The sequence below is a fragment of the Sinorhizobium sp. BG8 genome, from assembly GCF_016864555.1.
Lineage (GTDB): Bacteria > Pseudomonadota > Alphaproteobacteria > Rhizobiales > Rhizobiaceae > BG8.
Window position 1 is genome coordinate 3452249 of record NZ_CP044011.1, and the last position, 17359, is coordinate 3469607.

The 17359-nt window shown below is 64.7% G+C and carries 11 protein-coding genes; 5 read left to right on the forward strand and 6 right to left on the reverse strand.

The features are described from left to right. Nucleotides 1-96: 96 nt before the first annotated feature. The gene (locus F3Y30_RS16310; RefSeq protein WP_203423762.1) at nucleotides 97-321 is read left to right on the forward strand and encodes a ribbon-helix-helix domain-containing protein; all 225 of its coding nucleotides are present in this window, start codon (nucleotides 97-99) and stop codon (nucleotides 319-321) included. A gap of 41 nt (nucleotides 322-362) precedes the next feature. On the opposite strand, the gene F3Y30_RS16315 is transcribed toward F3Y30_RS16310, so the two are convergent. Further along, nucleotides 363-4133, reverse strand: a complete 3771-nt coding sequence (locus F3Y30_RS16315; protein ID WP_203423763.1) for an AsmA family protein — start codon at nucleotides 4131-4133, stop codon at nucleotides 363-365. 57 nt (nucleotides 4134-4190) lie between these two features. After that, entirely contained in the window at nucleotides 4191-5603 is a 1413-nt protein-coding gene (locus F3Y30_RS16320; protein ID WP_203423764.1) for an FAD-linked oxidase C-terminal domain-containing protein, read from the reverse strand. Between the two features lie 182 nt (nucleotides 5604-5785). On the opposite strand from F3Y30_RS16320, the gene F3Y30_RS16325 reads away from it, so the two are divergent. Then, a complete protein-coding gene (locus F3Y30_RS16325) occupies nucleotides 5786-6145 on the forward strand; it encodes a hypothetical protein (RefSeq protein ID WP_203423765.1) in 360 nt (119 codons plus the stop codon). A gap of 139 nt (nucleotides 6146-6284) precedes the next feature. Here F3Y30_RS16325 and F3Y30_RS16330 read toward each other — a convergent pair whose 3' ends face one another. Together F3Y30_RS16330 and F3Y30_RS16335 are read right to left on the reverse strand one after the other, a co-directional pair. Continuing rightward, the gene (locus F3Y30_RS16330; protein WP_203423766.1) at nucleotides 6285-9419 is read right to left on the reverse strand and encodes an efflux RND transporter permease subunit; all 3135 of its coding nucleotides are present in this window, start codon (nucleotides 9417-9419) and stop codon (nucleotides 6285-6287) included. Further along, the gene (locus F3Y30_RS16335) at nucleotides 9419-10588 is read right to left on the reverse strand and encodes an efflux RND transporter periplasmic adaptor subunit (RefSeq protein ID WP_203423767.1); all 1170 of its coding nucleotides are present in this window, start codon (nucleotides 10586-10588) and stop codon (nucleotides 9419-9421) included. The genes F3Y30_RS16330 and F3Y30_RS16335 overlap by 1 nt, the downstream gene beginning before the upstream one ends. Before the next feature lie 251 nt (nucleotides 10589-10839). Here F3Y30_RS16335 and F3Y30_RS16340 point away from each other — a divergent pair, with 251 nt between their 5' ends. The 3 genes from F3Y30_RS16340 to F3Y30_RS16350 all read left to right on the forward strand — a co-directional run bounded on the left by F3Y30_RS16340 (nucleotide 10840) and on the right by F3Y30_RS16350 (nucleotide 14700). Further along, entirely contained in the window at nucleotides 10840-11658 is an 819-nt protein-coding gene (locus F3Y30_RS16340) for a cyclase family protein (RefSeq protein WP_203423768.1), read from the forward strand. 60 nt (nucleotides 11659-11718) lie between these two features. Then, a complete protein-coding gene (locus F3Y30_RS16345) occupies nucleotides 11719-12126 on the forward strand; it encodes a carboxymuconolactone decarboxylase family protein (RefSeq protein WP_203423769.1) in 408 nt (135 codons plus the stop codon). A 117-nt stretch (nucleotides 12127-12243) separates the two neighbouring features. Beyond that, nucleotides 12244-14700, forward strand: a complete 2457-nt coding sequence (locus tag F3Y30_RS16350) for a UvrD-helicase domain-containing protein (protein ID WP_203426648.1) — start codon at nucleotides 12244-12246, stop codon at nucleotides 14698-14700. A gap of 105 nt (nucleotides 14701-14805) precedes the next feature. On the opposite strand, the gene F3Y30_RS16355 is transcribed toward F3Y30_RS16350, so the two are convergent. Both F3Y30_RS16355 and F3Y30_RS16360 read right to left on the reverse strand, forming a co-directional pair. Beyond that, a complete protein-coding gene (locus tag F3Y30_RS16355; protein ID WP_203423770.1) occupies nucleotides 14806-16092 on the reverse strand; it encodes a dicarboxylate/amino acid:cation symporter in 1287 nt (428 codons plus the stop codon). After that, on the reverse strand, nucleotides 16085-16972 hold the full coding sequence (locus tag F3Y30_RS16360; protein ID WP_203423771.1) for an ABC transporter substrate-binding protein: 888 nt from the start codon (nucleotides 16970-16972) through the stop codon (nucleotides 16085-16087). Before F3Y30_RS16360 ends, F3Y30_RS16355 begins: the two co-directional genes overlap by 8 nt. Nucleotides 16973-17359 lie beyond the last annotated feature (387 nt).

Genomic DNA, 17359 nt, shown 5'->3' on the forward strand with positions numbered 1-17359 from the left:
CGCGCCGCAACTCCTGAAAATCCTCGACAGATCGGCAGCGTGGTTCCCCACCCGCAATCCGTTGCCGATGAGGTCCTGCCCAGGAGCGAGGCTGGGGTGATCCGTAAGCATTCTGCAACGCTCCATGGACACCGCACGAGCTTTTCGCTGGAAGAGCCCTTCTGGGAGGAGCTCAAGGCGATCGCCGCCCATCGTGCGCTTCCCCTCGCCGTCCTGATCTCGGAAATCGACGATGCCCGGCCGGCAGACAGCAACCTCTCCTCTGCCCTCAGGGTCCATGTGCTCGCCTGGCTGAAGGCGCAGGCAGAGACCGGCGGCTGAACGCTCGAAAAGTCCTATCTCCGTTCCGCGGCAACCGCGGCTCAGTTGAAGCCCGGGAGCACGTCAAAATTCAACGACTGGCCACGATTGGCCGGCGCGAGCTCCTCGCCGCCACCCGCGTTCGACCGCTGCCGTCGCTGCTGGCGGGCAGCCTCTTCGGCCGCAAGCCTCTCGGCGACTGCCTTTGCCTGCGCCTCCGCCTCCTGCAGCTTGCGGACCTCTTCTTCCCTTGCGGCAAACTCGGCCGCGGCCGCCGCAGCTGCCTTCTGCTCCGCGGAGTGACGCGCGGCGCGGATCTTGGCGTCAGCCCGGCGTCGATTTTCCTCGATCTCCTGAAGCCGGACGTTCTCGGCAATCCATTCACGCTGGCGCGCGCGGTACCGGTAGAGCGCGACCTCGCGGCGCAGGCGCTGCTTCTCGAGCACGTTCGCCTGCAGCGTCTCGACCCGCCGGCGCTCGATCTCGAACTTGCGGAGCGACAGGAAGTTTGCGAGCGGCTGTACATCAAGGGAGCGGCCGGGCGCATCGAGCAGTCCGGCCCAGGAAAGCACCACCTCCGGCTCCGCGCCCGCCAGCGCCTCGTCCCCGGCCCGGAAGCGCAATCCTACCTTCGATCCGATGCGCTGCTCGGAAAGCCCGATCTCGACGTCACCGGCAAATTCCGCATAGCCGTCGCCCGCCGAGATATTCTGTGCCCGCAACGTGCCCGAAGCGATCGAGAACGGAATGCGCGCAGCACCCAGCAGCGCCCGCCCCTGCATGATCTCGCGTTCGGCGATCGCCCCCGTTCTCTCCTTGGTAATGTCGCCCTTGACGCCGTCGGCAGCAGCCAGGATCGCCGGGAACGCCGCGGTATTGATACCCTGCACTTCCAGGCCGTTGAGCCGCGCCTCGCCGGAGCCGGTCGCGCTCTTCGCCATGGCCGCGATGCTCTTGCCGGAAGCATCGACGGCGAGCGTCAGCTCCGCGCGTCCCGTGCCCAAGGGCCCCTCGGACGAGGCCCAGACGATCTTCGAGAGATCGGCGCCCGCAAGATCCAGCCGTGCCTCCAATATGCCGTTCGCCTCCGCATTGACCAGTTTCAGCCGCCCCCCGAGCTTGCCGCCGAACCAATCGCCCTCGATGTCGTCGAGTGCGATGTCGCTCCCGTGCCAGCTGAGCGCGGTCTTGAAATTGTCGACGGCTCCATAGATGCCGGGCCAGAACTGGCGGGCGGTGAGCGCCAGGAAAACATCGGCCGAATTCCATCCGGGATTGCCGAGCTCGCCGGTGTTCAGCCCACCCTGTGCAATGTCTTCGACAGGCCCCAGCACCGTTTCGGCTAGCCATGCGAGATCGATCGTGTCGAAGGCGAGCGTTCCCCGCCCCTTGGCGGACGCGGTGCGGTCGAGCGTGAAGTCCCCGGAAAAGCCGTTGCGGTCGGCCTTGCCGTCGATCCCGGTCAGGCGAAGCTCTTTCGGATCGATCGTGACCTCCGCCGAAAGCTTCAGCGGCAGGCCGGCACCCGATTGCGGCAATGCCACGCCGTTCATCATCAGGTAGGGCTCGACGTCGTCGCTATCGAGCGCCACCGCGAGTGTCCCTGCCAGGAAATGGTCGGTGCCGAGCTGAACCTCGCCGTTGGCCGTCATCGAGGTTCGTTCCGTCGTGAAGGCGACCGACACGTCGGCGGGACCTGCCTTGTCCTGCGTGATCTTCAGCGCCAGCAGGCCATTCGGCTCGGCGTCGAAGGGCAGCGGATCCATTCCGGCCTGCCCGACAAGAACCGTCGTCACCGGGTTCTCGAGCGTGCCGTTAAGCCGGAAGCTTCGGCCGAGGATCAGATCCGCGAGCGTGCTCGCCTGGACATGAAGCTCGACGCGGCCGCCATTCGCCGTCCCCGTCAGGTTCGCCGCGAGCGGTTCCTTGCCGCCTTCCGGCACCGAGGCCGTCATCTCGACGTCGGCATCGTCATAGTAGCCCGCGCTGCTCACGAAGCGGGAAACCACCGGATGCTGCGGCAGGTGCCGCGCCAGGAGCTCGGCCACCGGCTGCATCGCCCCCGCCTTGAGAGCCATGCGGAAGCTCCCCGTGGGCGAAAGCAGCGAGCCGCCCATGCGCCCGCCGATTTCGATCTGCGCGCCGGCGAGGGAATCGACGTCCAGCCGCTGGATCTGTAGGATCCCCTCCTTGAGCGACAACGCGGCGGAAACGCCGTCCGCCTCCTCGCCGAGACCGGAGAAATGGTCCGCCTTCAGGTCGAGCGCAATCGCATGCTCGAGCACCGTCGACATTGAAGCATCACCTGCAATAAGCCCGGCAAGCGCCTGAAGCGATTCGAGTTCCACCCGATCGCCTTTCAGCTCCATCGAAAGCGTCGGCGTGCTGCCTGAGACGGACTGGCGTTCGATGCGCCCGGTCATCGAGGCGGGTCCGACCGCGAGCTCGAGGTTCTCGAAGCGTTGCAGTTCCTCGGTCAGGTCGACCTTCGCCGAGAAGCCGGCGGTCTTCAGCTTGCGGATGCGCGGATCGATCGAGCCCGCAAGCCAGGCCGCAAACCCGGAAGGCTGGTTCGATGCGAGCAGGAGATCGCCCGCGAAGCTGCGGGCCCCGCTGAGCGTGAGCCGCCCGCTCGCCTCAATCGTCGTGCGCCCGGGCAGCAGGGCCGCCCCTTTCTCGATTGTCCACCCGTCTCCGTCGGGCTTCACGTCCAGGCGCACGTCGCGCACGGTCGTGTCGCCGATGACGATTGCCGGCAGCGCAAGGCTGGCCCGTCCCGGGACCTGGGGTATGGGAATGTCGGCGACGATCGCAAGCAGCGCCTGCATCCGCTGGCGCGCCGAAAGCTGCGGGTTGCGGCCCGTCTTTCCGGCCTCCCCCTTGTTGCCGATGCGATTGACGTCGATCTGCTGCCCGTCGGCGATCAGCAGGAACTCCGGCTGCTTGCCGGTGTCGAGCGTCGCCTCGCCCGTCACCACATAGGGGTCCTCGGGATTGCCTGCCTCGAGCCGATAGTCCGGCACGCGCAGGCGCTCGTTCGAAAGCTCGAACTTGCCCCCGACCTTGATCGGCGCTCCGCCCGTCTTCGGATCGGGCGCAATCTTCTCGGCCAGCGTGAAGGTACCGTCGTACCGCGGCTTGAAATCGACGATCTTGAGTTCACCTTCGAGATCGGCGAGCAGCGGCAGCCGTTCGGGCACGATGCGCGCCCGCATGGAGAGCGTCCCATGCTCGTCGACCTGCCCGCTCGTCAGCTGGAAATCGCCCGCCTCGCCGTCGAGCGCGGCCCGCCCCTCCGCTTTCCAGGGGCCGGCAAGGGAACGCGCCGTCGCCTTGGCGTCGATGTCGGTCAGGCGTCGGGTCCGCCCGGTCTGCTCGTCGATGAACTCGAGCTCGCCGTCGGTGATGATGACGTTCTCGAGCACGACGGATTTCGCAGGGATCGCCCCGGCGCGGCCCCGCGCCCAGTCCAGCGTCCCGTCGGCAAGAAGCTTCAGCCGCGCCCTCGGCTGCTCCACGCGCATGTCGAAGATCAATGCCTCGCCGCTCAGGAACGGGGCGAGTTCGGCATCCATCGAGAACCGCGCGACCTCCACGATCGGCTTTCCGTCCTCCTCGCCGACGCGCACGTCGTTCAGTGTCACGGACGGAAACGGCAGTATGCGGGCGTCGACGCGGCCGTGCACCACGACCTTCCGGCCCATAATGCGGCTCGCCTCCTGCTCGAAGTTCTGCCGGAAATTGGTCCAGTCCACAAACAGCGGTGCCAGCAACGCCGCGAACAGCGCCAACACCACCAGACCGCCGAAGAAAATCACGAAGCGAGAAAGCAAAACGCGGGCCCCGATAAACCGTGTACCTGAATATAATCAGGATAATGCGCGATTGTCTCAACCCATCGTAAAAATCTTCCCCGGATTGAGAATGTTGTCCGGGTCGAGCGCGCGCTTGATCTCACGCATGAGGTCCACCGCCCCGCCCAGCTCGAGCGGAAGGAAGGCCTGCTTGCCCTGCCCGATGCCGTGTTCGCCCGTGCAGGTGCCGTCCATGTCGAGCGCCCGGGCGTTCAGCCGCGATACGAAGGCTTCCGCCTGCTCCACATCGGCGGGGTTCTTGTCATCGAGCACCAAGCTCACATGGAAGTTGCCGTCCCCCGCATGGCCGACGATGGGCGCGAGCAATCCGTGCTCCTCAATGTCGGCTTCGGTTGCGGCGACGCATTCCGCCAGCCGCGATATGGGCACGCAGACGTCGGTGGCAATGACCGCATGGCCGGGCCTCAGGGCCTTGGCGGCCCAATAGGCGTCGTGCCGGGCCTTCCAGAGCTTGGCGCGCTCGGCGGCGTCTGCGGTCCACTTGAACTCGCCGCCCCCGCACTCGGCGGTGATGTGCGCGAATTCCTCGGATTGCAGGCGCACGCTATCCTCGCTGCCGTGGAACTCGACGAACAGCGTCGGCAGCTCCGGAAGCGTCAGTCCCGAATAGGCGTTGCAGGCCCTGATCTGGAGGGCATTGACGAGCTCGATGCGCGCAACCGGAATACCGAGTTGCACCGTCATGATCACAGCGTTGCAGGCGTCCGCCAGCGTCGGGAAGCTGCAGACCCCGCCCGAGATCATCGCCGGAATGCCCTGCAGCCTGAGCGTGACCGAGGTCAGCACGCCGAGTGTTCCTTCCGCACCCACGAAGAGCCGCGTCAGGTCGTACCCGGCAGACGACTTGCGGGCGCGCCGCGCCGTGCGGATCTCCTCGCCCTTCGCCGTCACCGCGGTGACCGAAAGCACGTTGTCCTTCATGGTTCCGTAGCGCACGGCATTGGTGCCGGAGGCACGTGTCGAGGTCATGCCGCCGATCGAGGCGTTGGCGCCCGGGTCGATGGGGAAGAACAGGCCGGTGTCGCGGAGGTACGTGTTGAGTTCCTCGCGGGTGATGCCCGGCTCGACGGTGCAGTCCAGATCCTCCGCATTCACCTCCAGCACGCGGTTCATGCGGCTGAAATCGATGGATATGCCTCCGGCGGGAGCGTTTATCTGTCCCTCGAGCGACGAACCGGTGCCGAAGGGAATGACGGGAACCCGGTGTACGGCGCAGATCTTCACGGTCTCCGCCACGTCGCCTGCCGCCTCTGCGAACACGACGCCGTCGGGCAGCTGCGCCGGAATGTAGGTGGTGGTATGGGCGTGCTGCGCGCGAATCGCCTCTCCGGTCTGGAAGCGGTCGCCGAAGCGTTCGCGCAGCACCGCTACCGCCGCCGCAATCGCTTGCTCGTTTCGTGCCGCACCCTTGATGTCAGACAGCGCCATCGCCCGCCCTCCCTGTTATTTTCGGACCGTAGTCAGCAAATTGCCGAGCGGCTGTCCAGATGCAAGTTTGTCTTCGAGGTTAACCATGAACAAGCAACCGCCGCCTCTGATAATATTATAAATTTGCAATATACTTAGCCATCGCGGATAATTGCGGGAGATGGATGGGAGGAGAACATACCATGACATCGCGCAGCACCATGACCATTGCCGCCATTGTTGTCATCATCCTCGCCGGACTGTTCCTGTACAACAGGGGCGGCGATGGCGAGGCGACTAGCACGAGCACGTCGACCGGAACGACTACGACGCCGGCAACGCCTGAAACCGGCACGACGACCACCACCCCGGCAACACCGGAGACCGGCACGACAACCGCTACGCCGGCAACACCGGAGACCGGCAGCACCGGAACGACGACGACGGCGCCAGCCGAAGGCACTGCCAACCAGCCTGCAGCCGGCACGACGACGACCCAGCCGGCGGAAGGTACGACAACCCAGCCTTCGGGCGGTTCCACGACCACCGGAACGAGCAACTGACGCAGGTTACGCCAACGTGTGATCGCTCTCGCAGTGACGGCACGTGTTGGCACCAAACGGCCGAAGCGCGGACGGAAGGCCGTATCGCGCTTCGCGCACCCGTCGCTCCATTACGCGAACCAGCGCGAGCGAAGCTGCTTCACTCAGCCGGGTGACCCGAAAGCTGTGCAGCCGCTTCCATTTCCCTGCGCAGGCGCGCTTCCTCATCGGCATGCGGCTTAGTGTACCGCGCGATCACCAGATAGGCGACAGGCGTCAGGTAGAGCGTCACGACGGCGGCAAGCCCGAGACCGCCGACGAGCACCCATCCGAGGGAGACGCGGGCCTCGGCGCCCGCTCCGCTTGCAAGCACCAGCGGCACCGCGCCGACCACGGTCGCGATCATCGTCATCATCACCGGCCGCAGGCGAATGTTCGAGGCGTTTTCGATGGCGCTGCGCACGTCCTGCCCGCGATCACGCAGCTGGTTCGCGAACTCGACGATCAGAATGCCGTTCTTCGCCATGATGCCGACGAGTAGAACGAGGCCGATCTGGCTGTAGATGTTCAGCGTCGTGCCGGTGAGGATCATTGCAAACACCGCGCAGGCAAGTCCGAGGGGTACCGTCGTCATGATGATCAGCGCGCTCACCACGCTCTCGAACTGCGCGGCGAGAACGAGGAAGATGATGACGAGGGCAAAGCCGAAGGTGACGAACAGGCCGTTGGAGTTCTCGTCGAGCGTCGCGGCTTCGGCCAGCGGTATGAGGCGCGATCCCTCGGGCAACAGCGGCTCGGCCATGTCCTCCACGATCTTCAATGCCTCGCCGAGCGCCAGGCCGCTCTTCAGTCCCGCCGACAGCGAAACGGATCTCAGCTGCTGGTCACGTGAAAGCTGCGGCGCGACCGCCTTCTCCTCGAGCGAGGCGATGGTGGACATGGGCACGATCTTCCCGTCCGCGGTCTTCAGGAAGATGTTCTCTAGGTCCATGGGATCGTTGATCGTGTTGGTCGTCGAGGACAGGATCACGGGATAGGCCTGCCCGTCGACGTAGATGTCGACGATGCTGTTGCCTTCCAGCATGGCCTGCAGCGCGGTCGAGAGCCCGGAAATGTCGACGCCGAGGTCCGATGCCTTCTCCCGGTCGATCGTGACCGAAAGCTGCGCCTGGTTGGCCTCGTAGTTGAGACGGACATTCTCGAAGCGGCCGCTATCCTCGATCTTTCGCACCAGTTCGGCGGCCGCGTTGCCGAGCTTCTCGTAGTCGTTTCCGACGAGCGCGACCTGGAGGCCGTTACCCGCGCCGCGAATGCCGAGGCTGTTCGGCTGGGTGGCGAAGGCCCTGACAGAAGGCACTTCGGCCGCCGCCTTGTTGATGTCGGCGACGATCTGCTGCTGTGTCCGCTCCCGTTCGCCCCAGGGTGCCAGCGTCAGCACCATGAAGCCGCTGTTGGTCGACCCGCCCTGCCCGGATATCGAGTAGATATTCACGATCTCGCCCTTGTCGAACAGCGGCCGGAGCTTGTCCTCGATCCGCTTCATCTGGTCCTGGGCATATTCGAGCGACACGCCCTGCGAGGCGTTGACCCGCATCATGACGATCGCACGGTCCTCGCTCGGCGTCAGTTCGGATTTGAGGGTCATGAAGGACCCCGCCCCGAGCGCCGTGAAAAGGCCGGCGACCACGAAGACGACGAGCGGCGCATTCAGGCACGCCTTGAGCGATCTGCGGTAGAAGCCGGCGCAAAAGGCGCCGAACCGGCCCAGCATGCCGCGGCTGTGGTCATGGGATCGTTCGGCCGCCAGCATGCGCGAGGCCAGCATCGGGCAGAGCGTGAGCGCCACGAAGGCCGAAAGCAGGATCGCGAAGGCAAGCACGAAGCCGAACTCGCGGAACAGCCGCCCGGTCTGGCCGGGCAGGAAGGACAGCGGCACGAATACGGCGATGAGTGTCGCGGTCGTGGCAATGACGGCGAAGAACACCTCGAGCGTGCCGTGCACCGCCGCCGCCCGCGGCCCGAGGCCTTCGGCCCGCCGCCGCACGATATTTTCGAGAACCACGATGGCGTCGTCCACGACGAGGCCGGTGGCGAGCACGATCGCAAGCAGCGTCAGGATGTTGACGGAGAACCCGGCGAGATAGATCGCAGCCACGGTTCCGATCAGCGCGATCGGCATGCTGATCGTCGGAATGAGCGTCGCCCGCCAGTCGAGCAGGAAGAGGTAGATCACGAACGTCACGATCACGATCGCGACGACGAGGGCGATCTCCACCTCATGGAGCGCGCCCTCGATGAACACGGCATCGTCGCTGGTGATCGCAAGCCGCGTGCCCTCGGGCAGGATGCCGCCGAGAGTGTTGACCGTCCTGTGGACGCCCTCGGAGATATCGAGGGTGTTCGACTGCGCCTGCCGGATGATGCCGAGCCCGATGCCCTGCCGCCCGTTCGACCGCAGCGCCGTCGTTCCGTCGTCCGGGCCGAGCGTCACCGTCGCGACGTCGCCGAGCCTGACCCGGTTGTTGATCATCAGCTTCTCGAAATCTTCGGGCGTACGGATGTCGGCGGTCGCACGCACGGAAATATCCTGGTTGAGGCTCGTCAGCGTGCCGGCAGGAACATCGAAGTTGGCGGTCTCGAGCGCCTTCCCGAGTTCGACGATCGTCATCCCCCGGCTGGCGAGCTTGGCCTGGTCTATGTCGACACGGAAGACCTTCTCCTGCTCGCCGTAGACCGTCACGTCCGCGACGCCTTCGACCGCGGCGAGCCTGTCACTGATCTCGTTTTCGACGAGCAGCGTAAGGTCTTCCATCGACATGCGGTCGGAGGTGAGTGCAAGCCGCATGATCGGCTGGCTGTCCGCATCCGCCTTGACGACGCGCGGTTCGTCCGCACCGTCCGGAAGCTGGTTCGTCACGCGGCCGAGCGCGTCGCGCACGTCGTTGGCCGCCTGGTTGACGTCGGTGGTGTCGGTGAACTCCAGCGTCACCCGGCTTCGGGCGAAGGCCGATTGCGACGAGATGTCCTTGATCCCCTGCACCCGCGAGACCGCACCCTCGATCACCTCGGTCAGTTCACGGTCCACGGTTTCGGGAGAGGCGCCGTCGAAGGTGGTCGTGACGGTGACGACCGGCTGGTCCACCGATGGAAGCTCGCGGATGTCGACGCCGTTGAGGGCCGCCAGTCCGGCGACGATCACGAGCGTGTTGACGACGAGGGCGAAGACCGGCCTCCGGATGAAAAGCGCCGTGAAGCCCGCCTGCCCTCCCTTGCCGTCTGAGCCGCCCCCGGACATCACGTGCCCTCCGCCACCGGCTGCCCCGGCTTGCGCTCCTCGTTGACGACCTTGACGGCACCGCCGGTGCGAAGGCGCTGCAGCCCCTCGGTCACCACGAGATCGTCAGGCGCGAGCCTCGCACTGACCAGCACCTTGTCGGGATTGCGCTGGATGATGCGAATGGGAACCTTCTCCGCCTTGTCGTCATGCACGCGCCAGACATAGGATCCATCCGCGCTCCACTGCACTGCCAGCGGATCGACGCTCGGATACTGGTCGCCCGCAAAGCGCATCGAAACCTGGAAGGACATTCCGGCGCGAAGCACGTCGTTCGGATTGGCGATCCGAGCCCTCACCCTCAACGTCCGGCTGTCCTGGTCGATGCGGTTGTCGACTGCCTGCACCACGCCGGAGAAGCTCTCGCCGGGCCGCGCGATCGCGGTTGCCGAGAGTTCGGCCCCGACGTCTATCCGCGTCGTGAATCGTTCCGGCACCCAGAAATCGACCAGGATTTCGGAGCGATCGTCGATGCGTGCGATCTGGGTCGACTGGGTCACGTAGTCGCCGGGATTGACCAGGATGATCCCGACCACCCCTCCATAGGGTGCGGGGATATCCCGCCGGCGAAGGTTGAGTTCGGCCGATTGCAGGGCCAGTTCGGCCGCCTGGAGATCGGAGTTCACGTCCTGCACCTCGACGGGACTGACCGCCGATTTCGCCCTCAGGTCCTGGTAGCGCTTCAGCTTGTCGCGGGCCCTGTCGCGCGTCAGCCGTGCCTGGTCGGCCGCGATGCGCTGCTCGTCGCTGTCGAGGCGGGCGATGACCTGCCCCCGTTCGACCCGGTCACCCGAGGATACGAGGACCTCCGTGAGATTGCCCGTCGCATAGGGCGTGACCGTCACCGAGCGGATCGCCTCGCCGTCGCCGATCGCATTCAGCCGGTCGTTGACGAGCGCCATGACGACGGGCTTGGTGACGACGAGGGACGGTCCGCCGAACCCGTCCGCCCGGCCGGCCCGGCCACCGTTCTTTCCGCCGGCCGAGGGCGGCGCGATCAACGCTGCCAGCCGGTCGGGGATACCGGCCGACGTCAGCATGCCGTTCGCGCCCGGGGCGAGACGTCCCCACAGCAAGGCACCCGCCGAAATGATGGCGGCGCTGACCAGAAGCTGCTTCCAAAGGCGCATCGGGGACTCCAGGGATTGCAATCGTTTCTTGCGAAGCCGTTACGTCAAATATCCCTGCTAAGACGTGAACCGGCAATGAAAGAATGCATTCATTACGGAAATGTAAGCTTGCCGCGAAAATTCGTTCCCGCCTGCGTTGTTCCACGAAATCCGCAAGGCTGGACCGGCACTTGGGCCGTTGCTAGGCTCCGATCGCGGTTTTCCGCGCATTTTCGAGATTTCCCATAGTCAAATCGATAGAGGAGCCTCCAATGTGTGATGCCTGCGTCATCGATTCAGTGAAGAAAAACATGCTCTCGCGACGCGGCCTCTTTCGCGCCGCAGCCGCGGGTGCGGCAACCGTCGCTGCAGCGAGCACCGGCGCCCTGAGCCCCGGTCTTGCCGCAAGCCCTGCGACGGCCACGGATCTCACCCATGAACTCTACGAGGACTTCCCGACCTATTTCGGGCCCCAGCAGTTCTTCCGCGAACAGAAGTTCAACTTCAAGGAGCATACATTCAATCTGTTCGAACTGCGCTACAGCGAGCATACCGGCACGCACATGGATGCGCCGCTGCACTTCTCCGCCGACGGCCTTTCCGTCGCGGAAATTCCCGTTGGCAATCTCGTCGTTCCGCTGGCAGTCATAGACATCAGGGAGAAGGCCGCGTCCAACCCGGATGCGCAGGTTACCCCTGACGACCTGAAGGCCTGGATCGCGGCCAATGGCGAGATCCCGGAAAACGCTTGCGTGGCGATGAATTCGGGCTGGTCGGCCCATCTGGGAACCGACAAGTTCCGCAATGCCGACGGTGAGAAGAAGATCCACTTCCCCGGCTTCCATGTCGAGACTGTCCAGGCGCTCCTGGAGACGACGACCTCCGGCATCGCCGTCGACACGCTTTCGCTCGACTACGGCATCTCCCCCGACTTCGCCACCCACAACACCTGGCTTCCTGCGGGTCGCTGGGGGCTTGAGGCCGTCGCCAACCTCGACAAGGTGCCGGTAAAGGGCGCAACGATCATCGTCGGCGCACCGAAGGTTCGCGGCGGCACCGGCGGCCCGGCCCGCGTCTTCGCGCTCGCCTGATCCCGTCCGGGACCGGCGACATTCGCCGCCGGTCTCCTTTCGCGTTGCAAGGAATTCGCCATGAGCACCGTCAAGCCTCCCGCCGACCTCGAAGCCGATTCCCGCGTCAAGGCGGTGTTCGACGACATCCGGGCCACGCGCAGGTCCGACTTCATCAACAACATGTGGCTCTACCTCGCCTTCGACCCCGCCCTGCTGGAAAGCACGTGGCGCGAGGTCAAGGCCGTCATGGCAGCGCCCTCCGAACTCGATCCGCTGGTCAAGGAGATGCTCTACATCGCCGTCTCCGTCACCAATGGCTGCGGCTACTGCGTCCATTCGCACACGGCTGCCGCCAAAGCGAAGGGCATGACGGCCGGGCAGCACGCCGAACTCCTTTCCATCATCGCGCTCGCCGGCAAGACGAACCAGCTTGCGACCGCCCTCCAGGTACCCGTCGACTCGGCATTCGACGCCGATCGCGGCTGAGCGGACGCACCCTCAACCCGTCTGCCCCGCCGCACCCGTGCCGTCGGAGACGGGAGCGTGGAATAAAAGAAGAACGGAAAACTGGCCTTTCGCCCCCGAATCACTACATTGGGCCGCATGATGAGCGGTTACGACGATATTCCCTTCTTCGATGAAGACCCGGCGCTTGCGAAGAAGACACCGGTTCCCGAACGCAGCACAGGCGGCATTGCGGCACGCGCCATGGCCGCGCGCGATGCCTCGCGTGCCCCGGACTACCTCTCCGGCCTCAATCCGGAGCAGCGCGAAGCGGTCGAGACGCTCGACGGTCCCGTCCTCGTGCTTGCGGGCGCCGGCACCGGCAAGACCCGCGTGCTGACGACCCGCATCGCCCATATCCTTGCGAGCGGCCGCGCCTTTCCCTCGCAGATCCTCGCCGTGACCTTCACCAACAAGGCCGCGCGCGAGATGAAGGAACGCATCGGCTTGCTCGTCGGCGGCGCCGTCGAAGGCATGCCCTGGCTCGGAACCTTCCACTCGATCGGCGTCAAGCTTCTGCGGCGCCACGCCGAGCTCGTCGGCCTGCGCTCCGACTTCACCATTCTTGACACCGATGATGTCGTGCGGCTGATCAAGCAGATCATCCAGGCCGAGGGCCTCGACGACAAGCGCTGGCCGGCCAAGCAGTTCGCCGGCATGATCGACGGATGGAAGAACAAGGGTCTCGACCCGGCCCAGATTCCGGAAGGCGACGCCCGCGCCTTCGCCAACGGCAAGGGCCGCGAACTCTACGCCGCCTACCAGAACCGCCTCAGGACCCTGAACGCCTGCGATTTCGGCGATCTTCTGCTGCACCCGATCCGCATGTTCCGCGCCAATCCGGATATCCTGCGCGAGTACCACGACAGGTTCCGCTATATCCTCGTGGACGAGTACCAGGACACGAACACCGCCCAGTACATGTGGCTGAGGCTGCTGGCGCAGCGTGCGAAGGGCGTGCCGCAGAACGTCTGCTGCGTGGGTGACGACGACCAGTCGATCTATGGCTGGCGCGGCGCGGAGGTGGACAACATCCTGCGCTTCGAGAAGGACTTTCCGGGCGCCAAGGTCATCAAGCTCGAACGCAACTACCGTTCGACCGCCCACATACTCGGTGCCGCCGGGCATCTGATCGCCCACAACGAGGGCCGCCTCGGCAAGACGCTCTTCACCGACCGGCACGATCCAGACGACGACAAGGTCGTCGTCCATGCCGCATGGGATTCGGAAGAGGAAGCCCGCGCGGTCGGCGAGGAGATCGAGCAGCTCCAGCGCCAGAAGCACAAGCTCAACGACATGGCGATACTGGTGCGCGCCTCCTTCCAGATGCGCGAGTTCGAAGACCGCTTCGTCACGCTGGGCCTCAACTACCGCGTCATCGGCGGCCCGCGCTTCTACGAGCGGCTCGAAATCCGCGATGCCATGGCCTATTTCCGCCTCGTCTGCCAGCCGGCGGACGACCTCGCCTTCGAGCGCATCGTCAACACGCCGAAGCGCGGCCTCGGCGACACGACCATACGCAACCTGCACGACTACGCCCGCGCCCGTGACATCCCGATGCTCGCCGCCGCCAGCGACATCATCGAGACGGACGAGTTGAAGCCCAAGGCGCGCAAGGCCCTGTTCGATGTTGTTGCCGATTTCCGCCGCTGGCAGACGCTGCTCGAAACGACGCCGCATACCGAGCTCGCCGAGCAGATCCTCGACGAGAGCGGCTACACGGCCATGTGGCAGGCGGACAAGTCCGTCGAAGCGCCCGGGCGCCTGGAGAACCTCAAGGAGCTCATTCGCTCCATGGAGGCCTTCGAATCTCTTCGCGGCTTCCTCGAGCACGTCTCGCTGGTGATGGATGCCGAGCAGAACGAGGATCTCGACGCCGTCTCGATCATGACGCTCCACTCCGCCAAGGGTCTCGAGTTTGAAACCGTGTTCCTGCCCGGATGGGAAGAAGGCCTGTTTCCGCATCAGCGCGCCCTCGACGAAGGCGGTCGCGCCGGGCTCGAGGAGGAGCGACGCCTCGCCTATGTCGGCCTCACCCGCGCCAAGCGCCGTTGCCATATCTGGTTCGTTTCGAACCGCCGTATCCACGGCCTGTGGCAGTCGACCCTGCCGTCGCGCTTCCTCGACGAACTGCCGGAAGCCCACGTCGAGGTCGCCGAGGTCGAGCAGTCCTATGGCGGCTACGGTCGTGGCGGCTACGGTCAGTCCCGCTTTGACAAGCAGGAGCCGTTCCAGAACTCCTACTCCACGCCGGGCTGGCGCCGCGCCCAGCAGAACAAGACCGACGCCACCCGCGACAACTGGGGTTCGCGCTCCGGCCATGCGGTCGAGCGCATCGGCTATGGCGAGAGCGGCCCGCGCGCCCGCACGATCGAAGGCGAGCTGGTCGCCAAGTCCACCGCCACCGAGCCGTCGCGCTTTGCCGTCGGCGACCGCGTGTTCCATCTCAAGTTCGGGAACGGAAACGTGGCCGCGATCGAGGGCAACAAGCTGACCATCGATTTCGACCGCGCAGGTCAGAAACGCGTGCTGGACGGTTTCGTCGAAAAGACATGACGCGATGCCGGTAGCTTTCGATGGCGGAGGATCACCTCCGCCATGGAACGCCCGACACCAGTACCCACGCAATCGTGGGAAGCATTCGCCAGGAAGGCGCGCGGATCAGGCGGCCACCTCGTCCGCAATGAACGCATTTTCTTCCTTGCCGCCGATCAGGGCCGTCGTCGCGGAGTTGGCCTGAAGGTTGACGACCGTCAGTATGGGGTCGACGATCGGGTCGATGGCCGCCAACAGGATGATCGCGACTTCCACAGGCAACCCGAGCGGAACCAGGATGAGCGAGATCATCGAAAGCCCGGCAATGCCCGGCGCGCCTGCCGCGGCAACGCCGGCCAGCATCGAAGCGACGATCACGAACGCCGTCCAGCCGAGATCCAGGTCGACGCCGTAGAGGTTGGCGAGAAACATGGTCGCGAGCGCGAAGTGAAAAACGGAGCCCGGCGGATTGAGGGTGATCCCCAGCGGCATGACCATGTCGACGCTGTTGCGGTCCAGGCCCAGCCCGTCCTTCAATCCGCGCATGGCGGCCGGCACCGCGGCAAAGCTGCTGGACGTCCCGAAGGCGATGAACATGGATTCCTTCAGCGCCGCCACCGACCGCCAGTAGCCGCCACCTGCCTTGACCCATGTGATAATCGAATAAAAGGCGATCAGCAGGCCGCATCCCAGGTAGATCAGCAACACCAGCCTTGTCATCGCCATGAGCACGTCCATGCCGACGGACGACACCTGCGTGTATGCCAGGCAGAACAGGCCGAATGGCAGCACATACATCAGCCAGCCGATGATCTTGATGAAGGTCTCGTAGAGGCTCTCGAACAGCGTGATCGCCTGCGCCGATCTCCGCTTGTCGATCGAACCCAGCGCAACGCCGAACAGAACCGCAAAAAACAGGATGGCGAGCATGTTGCCGCTGCTGAGTGCAACGAAGATGTTGCTTGGGACGATACCCAGGGCGATATCGGCAATGCCGGCCGTCTGGTTTGCGAGCGCATCCGGCGCTGCGGCCTCGGCACGGAAGATGACCTCGCCGATGATCTGCTTGGCCTGATGCTGCAACTCGCTGCCGGGGCGCCCGATCTCGCCCATGAACATCCCCAGCCCACCCGCGACCGTCAGCCCGAGGCCGATGAACAGCACCAGCCGCGTGACGTAGCGACGCGCGGCACCGTCAGAAAACAGCTTCGCCAGACTGGTGACGACGGCCGTGAACAGCAGGGGGATCACGCACATCTGCAGCAATCTGAGGAAGATATCGCCCAAGAGTTCGATGGCGGGCGTGCCTCCCTTGTCGATCCAGCCGTAAAGCCCGCCTAACCCCATGCCCAGGAGGATGCCGACCGGATGCAGCAATATGCCGGAAATCGTCTTTCTGATCGCCTCAGTCATTGGTGAGCAACCTGTCCGTCGTGTAGAGATATTTCTTTAGAATGGCGTCCAGGGACCCGTTGTCCCGGATCTTGGCGAGGTAGAGATTGATCCAGTCCCTGAGCTCCGGATCCTCCGGCCCGACCGCGATGGCAATCGTGTCCGGGTGGCCGCTCAGGTGAAACGGGCGAAGCTCCACGGAGCCGGCCGGATCGGCAAGCCGCCAGTTGCCGATTTCTATCTCGTCATACATCAGTGCCACGATCTCGCCCGACTTGACGGCGGCAAGCATGTCGCTCCATCCGCCGAACTCCACCTTCTGGGCCTTGGGGAAATCCTCCTGAAGAAAGCCGACATAGGAGGTGCCGCCGATAACCCCGATGCGCGAATTCGCATTGTTGAGCAGTTCCGGGATCTTCGCATTCTGATTGGCGCTGGAGATCACGAGCTTTCCCAGTTCCAGCCGGTTGAGAAGCAAGAACTGGCGAACGCTGACATAGCTGGTGGTGAAGTTCGCCCGCATGGCCCGTTCGAGCGTGTCGCTGAGGAGCGAAATGGCTATGTCCGCACGGCCCGAAACGACTTCGTCGATGACCCCGTCGAACGTCTCGGCGTTTCGGTTATAGGTGACGGTCACGCCCAACTTCCGGGCGATATCCTCGGCGAGGCTCGGGTCGATTCCTGCCAGCGCACCCGATGCGTCCTTGTAGAAGAACGGCGGGACGTCCTCGAAGAAGACCGCGACCGTCAGCGTGCCTTTCTGCTTGATCCGGTCGAGCGCCGTGGCGGCCCCGGCCGGAGAATGAAGAAGCGTCACCAAAAACAGATGACACAGGGCCAGCATGACGATCCGCCGCAATTGCCCAGCAGCAGAAGCCGGCACCCCACTGAATATGCGCATTCCCCCCGACCCTTCTCGGTTCCCCGACCGCTCTCTATGGCGGCTTGAATTGCGAGGACCCTCAAATCACGCCCGCGGTCATACGCACGCGGATGCGCACTTCCCGGTATCGGAGCGAATTGCCAAGCGATACTTGCCAGCGACCTGCAAGGCGCGGCACGTAAAAATCGGGTCTTCTATTATGTCTTCCAGTATTCGCGTGACGAATGAACGCGTTCACCCGCCAGTACTCTCAAAACGGCCGGAGGATGCCCCGAACGCGGGAGCAACGCAAGGTTGTTGCAGCATAATTTGCGCGATGTCCGTTTATAAATCCTTCCCGCGTCGCCCGCTTCCCGGCGAGGGCATTTTCTTGGCCATCAGGCGCCCTCGCCGTACGCTCGATCC

Coding starts and splice junctions, on each gene's coding strand:
- F3Y30_RS16320 (WP_203423764.1), bottom strand. CDS start 5,603: ATGGCGCTGTCTGACATCAAGGGTGCGGCACGAAACGAGCAAGCGATT.
- F3Y30_RS16325 (WP_203423765.1), top strand. CDS start 5,786: ATGACATCGCGCAGCACCATGACCATTGCCGCCATTGTTGTCATCATC.
- F3Y30_RS16330 (WP_203423766.1), bottom strand. CDS start 9,419: ATGTCCGGGGGCGGCTCAGACGGCAAGGGAGGGCAGGCGGGCTTCACG.
- F3Y30_RS16335 (WP_203423767.1), bottom strand. CDS start 10,588: ATGCGCCTTTGGAAGCAGCTTCTGGTCAGCGCCGCCATCATTTCGGCG.
- F3Y30_RS16340 (WP_203423768.1), top strand. CDS start 10,840: ATGTGTGATGCCTGCGTCATCGATTCAGTGAAGAAAAACATGCTCTCG.
- F3Y30_RS16345 (WP_203423769.1), top strand. CDS start 11,719: ATGAGCACCGTCAAGCCTCCCGCCGACCTCGAAGCCGATTCCCGCGTC.
- F3Y30_RS16350 (WP_203426648.1), top strand. CDS start 12,244: ATGATGAGCGGTTACGACGATATTCCCTTCTTCGATGAAGACCCGGCG.
- F3Y30_RS16355 (WP_203423770.1), bottom strand. CDS start 16,092: ATGACTGAGGCGATCAGAAAGACGATTTCCGGCATATTGCTGCATCCG.
- F3Y30_RS16360 (WP_203423771.1), bottom strand. CDS start 16,972: ATGCGCATATTCAGTGGGGTGCCGGCTTCTGCTGCTGGGCAATTGCGG.